Origin of the sequence: Microcoleus sp. N9_B4 (genome assembly GCF_036701635.1) — a bacterium.
In the GTDB taxonomy this organism is placed as follows: Bacteria; Cyanobacteriota; Cyanobacteriia; order Cyanobacteriales; family Microcoleaceae; genus Microcoleus.
This window is the reverse complement of the sequence record NZ_JAUBRC010000003.1, coordinates 75,474-82,048: the sequence shown is the minus strand read 5'-3', so window position 1 is coordinate 82,048 and position 6,575 is coordinate 75,474. Positions and strand designations below refer to the sequence as shown.

5 protein-coding genes are annotated in these 6,575 nt (G+C 46.5%); 3 read left to right on the top strand and 2 right to left on the bottom strand.

Annotated elements, in window-relative coordinates:
- The coding region (locus QUA43_RS02735; protein ID WP_333370812.1) for a CHAT domain-containing protein at positions 1-1,709 on the top strand (1,709 nt) is incomplete at its 5' end.
- Between the two features lie 202 nt (positions 1,710-1,911).
- Here the strand turns inward: QUA43_RS02735 and QUA43_RS02730 are convergent.
- Entirely contained in the window at positions 1,912-2,193 is a 282-nt protein-coding gene (locus tag QUA43_RS02730) for a CHASE domain-containing protein (protein WP_333370810.1), read from the bottom strand.
- Between the two features lie 602 nt (positions 2,194-2,795).
- Positions 2,796-4,706, bottom strand: a complete 1,911-nt coding sequence (locus QUA43_RS02725; protein ID WP_333370809.1) for an ATP-binding protein — start codon at positions 4,704-4,706, stop codon at positions 2,796-2,798.
- A gap of 380 nt (positions 4,707-5,086) precedes the next feature.
- On the opposite strand from QUA43_RS02725, the gene QUA43_RS02720 reads away from it, so the two are divergent.
- Both QUA43_RS02720 and QUA43_RS02715 read left to right on the top strand, forming a co-directional pair.
- Entirely contained in the window at positions 5,087-5,284 is a 198-nt protein-coding gene (locus QUA43_RS02720) for a hypothetical protein (protein ID WP_006632734.1), read from the top strand.
- 343 nt (positions 5,285-5,627) lie between these two features.
- Entirely contained in the window at positions 5,628-6,473 is an 846-nt protein-coding gene (locus QUA43_RS02715) for a cyanophycinase (protein ID WP_333370807.1), read from the top strand.
- Positions 6,474-6,575 lie beyond the last annotated feature (102 nt).

Genomic DNA, 6,575 nt, shown 5'->3' with positions numbered 1-6,575 from the left:
CTCCAACTCCGACTCCAGTTGTCACTCCCACTCCGGTAATAACTCCAACTCCGACTCCAGTTGTCACTCCCACTCCGACTCCAGTTGTCACTCCAACTCCGGTAATAACTCCAACTCCCACTCCGAGTGTCACTCCCACTCCGAGTGTCACTCCCACTCCAAGTGTCACTCCGACTCCGATCGACGATCCTACGGAAATACAAGTGCCCGCACCTGTGACAACACCAACATCGTCCACAGCCGCAGATACACCCACACCGCAAGGAGAATCTTCAATCCCTGATGCAGAAGACTTTCAACGCCGCAAAATTCCACCGCTAGACAATCCGGGTGTAGCAGCCGATCGAGTTTTAACCATCGATCAAAGTATCACCAGTCAATTACCCGCCGGCATCGTACCATCTTCACCAGAATCAAAACAACCGCGAACAGTCAACCCTACTTCTAATTTAGTTCTGGGATATGTTCCGTCTCCCGATCGACTTTTTGAAGGTAACGACATACAGAAAACAATCTGGGGAATCGAAGAAATGAGGAATCAAGAATTTGGAGAATACTTGGGGGTAAAAGCCAACCTCCCAGAGGAAAAAGTCTTGATTTCGACCTTCCAACAAACGTTACAAGATATCGCAGAGCAACCGGGCAAGCGGTCTGGTATTATCTACATAGTCTCGCGAAACGAACAATTAGAACTAATTTTAGTTCCTCCCGTGGGGCAGCCGATTCACTACAGCGTCCCCGAAGCCAACAGAGCAGCTCTTTTCCGCACCGTCCAAGAGTTCCGCGATGAAATCACCACTCCCGCGAAACGCGATACTACCACTTATCTAAGCGCCGCCCAGCAACTATATAAATGGGCGATCGCACCCCTAGAAAAAGACTTAGAAAACTTAGGAATTCAGACTTTGTTACTGTCAGTCGATGCGGGATTGCGGAGCCTGCCCTTTGCCGCGTTGCACGACGGTAAAGGCTTCTTGATTGAAAAATACAGTTTCAGCCTAATTCCAAGTTTTAGTTCGACTAATACCGATTATAAAGCTGTTATAGACGCCACAGTGCTAGCAATGGGAAGGTCAGAATTTGTTGACCAACAGCCCTTGCCCAGTGTGCCGATCGAATTGGAGGCGATTTCGGCTCAGTGGCGCGGGCCATTTTTCCTCAATTCCACTTTCACTATAGATAATCTCAACTCGGAACACGCCAAGGGAGGATTTCGGATCGTTCACCTAGCAACTCACGCTGAATTCAAACCGGGAAAACCGAGCAATTCATACATTCAAATGTGGAATTCCAAATTGCAGCTCGATCGCATGGAGAGTTTAAATTGGCGCAATCCGCAGGTAGATTTGTTAGTATTAAGTGCTTGTAGAACTGCTGTGGGCGATCGGGAAGCAGAGTTAGGTTTTGGAGGTTTAGCAGTAAAATCCGGCGCGAAATCTGCTTTAGGGAGTTTGTGGTATGTTGACGATGGAGGCACTTTGGGGCTGATGAGTGAATTTTACCATCAGTTACGAGGAACCACAACTAAGGCAGAAGCTTTGCAACGCGCTCAACAAGCAATAATGTCCGGTAAAGTGCGGCTGGAAAACGGACTGTTAGTAACAACAGGCAGCAAGTTAAATTTACCTGCTAATTTACAACAAACAAACCAAAACTTTTCTCATCCTTACTATTGGAGTAGTTTCACCATGATCGGAAGCCCTTGGTAAGCTGCCATTTTGTAAGGATTCAGGTCTAAATTTGAGGAATTAAAGATGGTTGTTGCAGATCTGGATTAACCATCGCTTTTATACCCACATTCCGCACCCCGAACTGGCACATACGCGGATTGATGAGGAGTAAAAGTGAATCATCCGAGACCGAGCGTGAGTAAAAATACTCGATAATTTGGGTCACGCTCCCATCACCTAGTTAAAAATTCCTGACAAGAGAAGTGAGGGAGAAGTAAATTTGAAATGCCGGAAAATCTTCGGCTCGAATTCTCCGTTCGTAAGCTGCTTTTTGGGCAGCAGGTACGCGCCGAATCCAGTTAACAGAATGTATAGCAGTATTGCGGGCAAGTGCAGGTTGAGCAAATTGCTTAAAATCTTGTCTAGTAACTTCAGTAGATGCCCTGTAGAATCCTTCAAGTGAGTACAGAACTTGTGACGTACTCCCAACATCAACCTTATCGGTATGATGTGGGCTTCTCAAGAGTCCGGCAAAGGATATCAAGAGCTTCCTTCGAGGTACTCCAATTGTTTCCCTCTACAGCATTTTATAGTGAGGAACACGTCCAGCCCCACTTGTTGTCACAGGAAAAACCTTTTGACTGAAACCTAGATTATTATTCTGCGATATCAGATATGAGTATTTTACCATAGTTGTTACACTTTTGTTCGTCTCGTCATCCATCTGCCCACTGCTCAAAGCTATACTTTGAGATTGTGTACAGATGGAATCCTCATCTCACGCGACTTTCATCCCACACCAATCGAAGCGATATGGTGCGGGGATTCCCGTCTGACTAGCTAAAAACTTATGATCGCAGAAATAGAACTTCCCCTGAGAAACCCAATTTCTACGAAAATATTGGTGTGCTAACGAGAAGTTGGGAAGAAACCGGGTTTCTTCCCAATAGTGCATCCACGACTGAGGAATTGAAAGCAATTGTAACTAAGTGTAACGAAGCCAGTTCCAATCTGGGTGCTCCCAACTTCCTGCCCCGGAAGAACCGGGGAACAAGAAAAAGCGTTGATCTGGTGGGGCGGGTAATCAATACCCACCCTACAAAGCCAACTTAATTTTGGAACAGCTTACAAAACCGTCCCTATTTCCTTCAAATAAACCCGTGTAAACGGTTCATCATCCCCCAGAGTATACTGTTCAATCAACCCCTGGCGGCGAATAGAAATACTACTTCCTTCCCTCACCACAACAGTATCGTCATCAGTGCTTTCTCTAACCAACATCATCTCAGTTTCTCCTGGATTGTCCAGCACCACCATATTGCTGCCCCGATAAAACATTCCCTCAGCTTCCAAAATATCTTCGGGATATTCAGCAATTAACAAATCGAGCTTGGGATGCCGCAGCAAATTTTGCAAGTTCAGATGGTAATTATTATTCAAAACTTTTTCAGAACGGTTAACAAAAAGTCCACCGCGACAAACAGCACCGATTGTCCAATCGGGATGCTGCAACAGAATATGGTCGATGGTTTCTTGTAGGTCATGTACCGAAATTCTGTTGAAAGTAATAATCGGAATTCGGGCTGATTTTCCGGAGTCAAAGAAAGTTTCGATAATATGGGAAGGCACATCAACTCCTTCGCCGACAGCGGGGTTGAGGTGCATAAAAATTCCCGGCGCGGCATTGATCTCGATAATCCCAAAATTGCCTGTTTTCCAAGATTTGGCGAGAGTTTCTGTTACCACATCAATCCCCAAACAAGTTAACCGAAAATGTAGGGCGATATCTTGAGCCAAAACAATATTATCCGGGTGAATATTGCGGGTAGCATCGATGCTGACGCCACCTGCGGAAAGATTAGCGACTTTGCGTAGAGACACAGTGCGATCGCGAATTAGCACACTATCCAATGAGAGCCCTTGTTCTTCCAGATACATTTCCATCGCTTCGTCGGACTGAATTTTGCTCATCGCCGAAGTTGGCGTATCCAAACGTTCTGGTTTGCGGTTTTCACGGCGGATCAATTCGCGAATTGTTGATTCGCCATCACCTGTTACCGATGCGGGTCGGCGTTCAGTTGCCGAAACAAATTTGCCGTCAACGCACAACATCCTAAAATCCGATCCTTTGATGCTGTTTTCCACAATTACTCGCACCGGGTCTGTTTCGGGAATTGCCTTAACAGCTCTTTTAAAAGCGGCCTGCAATTCCTCGCCATCTCGGACATCTGCTGTTACGCCAATTCCTTTATGACCGACTACTGGTTTGATAGCAACTGGGTAGCCAATTTCTCTAGCAACTGCCAGAGCTCCGTTTTCTGTGGAGACGATATCGCCTTTGGGAACAGGAAATCCTAATGTAGCGAGAAAAGCTTTACAATCGTCTTTGCGCGTGGTAAAATCTGAGTCTAAGTGGCTGTCAGAATCAAAGGTAGTTGCAGAGCCGCGAACCAGTTTTTTACCGTACCCATATTGCATTAGTCCTTCATCCCACAAATAAAATGCGGGAATGCCTTTTTGGGATGCCGATCGCATTAACGAATAAACTGTCGGGCCTCCGTAAACTGACTGCCGGAACATATTTTGCAGCGCGCCTATTTGTGCTTCCAAGGGAAAGTCTTGATTTTGATTAATGGCTTCAAACCAATCCCAAACTGCGTACACTACTGCTCTGGCCGTGCGGGCGTGAAGTGCTTCTATGCTGATTCTGTTAAAGTGAGAAAACGGCTTGATGTTCCAGTGTTGGAAGTGCAAACCCATGTCGAGTTTGGCTACTTCTGAGGCGGTACGGCCGAACAGTTGGGCATGGTTCGAGAAAGTTTCGTGCAGCAGTTGCGGGTAGCGATCGCCAATAGTTTTCTGGTAATGTGCGATCGGCAAAGGTTCGCTCCCGCCCGTCACCGCTAAATCAAAAACTAAAGCCGCGGTGTCTAAATAAGGGTTTGGCCCGATATAGTGTTTGAAATTGAAAACATCAAAAATATCGGTTTTTCGAGCATTGACGCGGGCTGTTTCGGTGCTTTTTTCTTGCAGCATTTTCTAACCTCCTTTGAGCTGATTTTTTACGGTAACTTTATAGTCGGTGCATGGGATACTACCTGGGGGCATAGATATTCCAGCAGTGAGACAAATACTCTGACCACTTCTGCCTTCAGTATTGCCCGATAGGGGGAGTGGCAGAGTTGGGGAGATAGGGAGAGAGGGAGAGGGTGAGAGTGGGAAAATATTCCTTCTTCCTTCAACATCTGACTAAGCATTGATGACTAAGCATTGATAACTAAGCACTTATGACTAAGCACTTATGACTAATGACTACTTCCTTCCCCCCTCCCGAAAAAAGCTATAACTTTTGAGAGGTACACTGTGTACTTATAATTGTTTATGACAGTGAAAGAAAATTTAAGAGGCAGCAAATTATGAAGATCGCACAAACTGCTCTCAGGGACAAAGTTCACCACTTAGCTGAGGAAGCATTTCACCGGAAGCTAATTTCTGGCTACGGCGATGGTCAAAACAGCAACGAATATCAGATTGTCTGGAACGGCAAACCCAGACACCTACCTTTAGAACGGGCGAGTACCATATTGAGCAATTTGATCGAGCGATCGCACTAACGGGCGATCGGACTAATTGAGGGCTTACGCTCATCAACCCGATTTCTACGAGCAATCAGAGGAGGATTAGCGAAGAATCTGGTCAGAAACCGGATTGATCACCGCGCGCGCGTCAGCCCTGTAATTTAAGCTCCTTTCTTGACCCCTCCTATCTCCTGTTAGGGGGGGTAAGTTTGTTTTGTCCATCGAGGATGAGTAAACACCCACATCACCCTTGAGCTGTGTGCGTTCTGGGGTGGTAGAAGTCTGAGATTTTTTTGTATCTATATATACCTTTTGGTAGTTTTGGGAAAAAGGAATTTTGTGTTTTAGTGAAATTTAATAAATTAAAAGTAGAGATAATATGGCGAGCCAGGAAACTCAGGGAAAGTTGCTAATTATTGGTGGCGCGGAAGACAAAGAGGGGGACTGCAAAATTCTGCGGGAATTCTTGCGGTGCGCTGGAGGCACTAAAGCCCATATTGTGATCATGACGGCTGCAACAAGCCTGCCGGGAGAAGTGGGAGATAATTACATCCGAGTGTTTGAGCGACTTGGCGCTGAAGATGTGCGAGTTGTTGACACCCAGAGACCGGAAGATGCCAACAATCCAGATTATTTAGAAGCGATCGAACAAGCCACGGGCATATTCTTTACCGGCGGAGAGCAAGCGCGGATTATTAGCTGCTTGAAAGACACCAAACTCGACGCAGCTATGCACAAACGCTACTCTGAAGGGATTATCATTGGCGGCACCAGTGCCGGCGCGGCGATGATGCCAGACATGATGATTATTGAAGGAGACTCCGAGACAAATCCGCGCGTTGATGTGGTAGCCATGGGCCCGGGGATGGGTTTCCTTCCCGATGTTGTCATCGACCAGCATTTCGCCCAACGAGGTCGTCTGGGACGCTTAGTTACGGCACTCTTGCTGCAACCGGCTGTGTTGGGATTTGGTATTGACGAAAATACAGCTATTTTAGTCCACGGTGACGAGTTGGAAGTCATTGGCGAAAGCGCTGTAACTGTCATCGACGAGTCGGAAAAACTCCACGACAATATTGAGGGACGCTTGAAGGATGAGGGTTTAGCGATTTGCGGGGCTAAATTGCACATCCTCCCCCACGGATACCGGTTTAACTTGAAAACTCGCCAGCCGGTGTTTGATAGCAGAGCAACCATAGCAGAGAGACAAAGGGAGCTCGCCTAATTTACTTGCAACTGGCCAACATCTCAAAATTATCTAAAGTGAGCACTGCACGCCTTACCCATTCTACCAAGTAGGATGGTTAAAAACCCAGTTTCTGTCTCC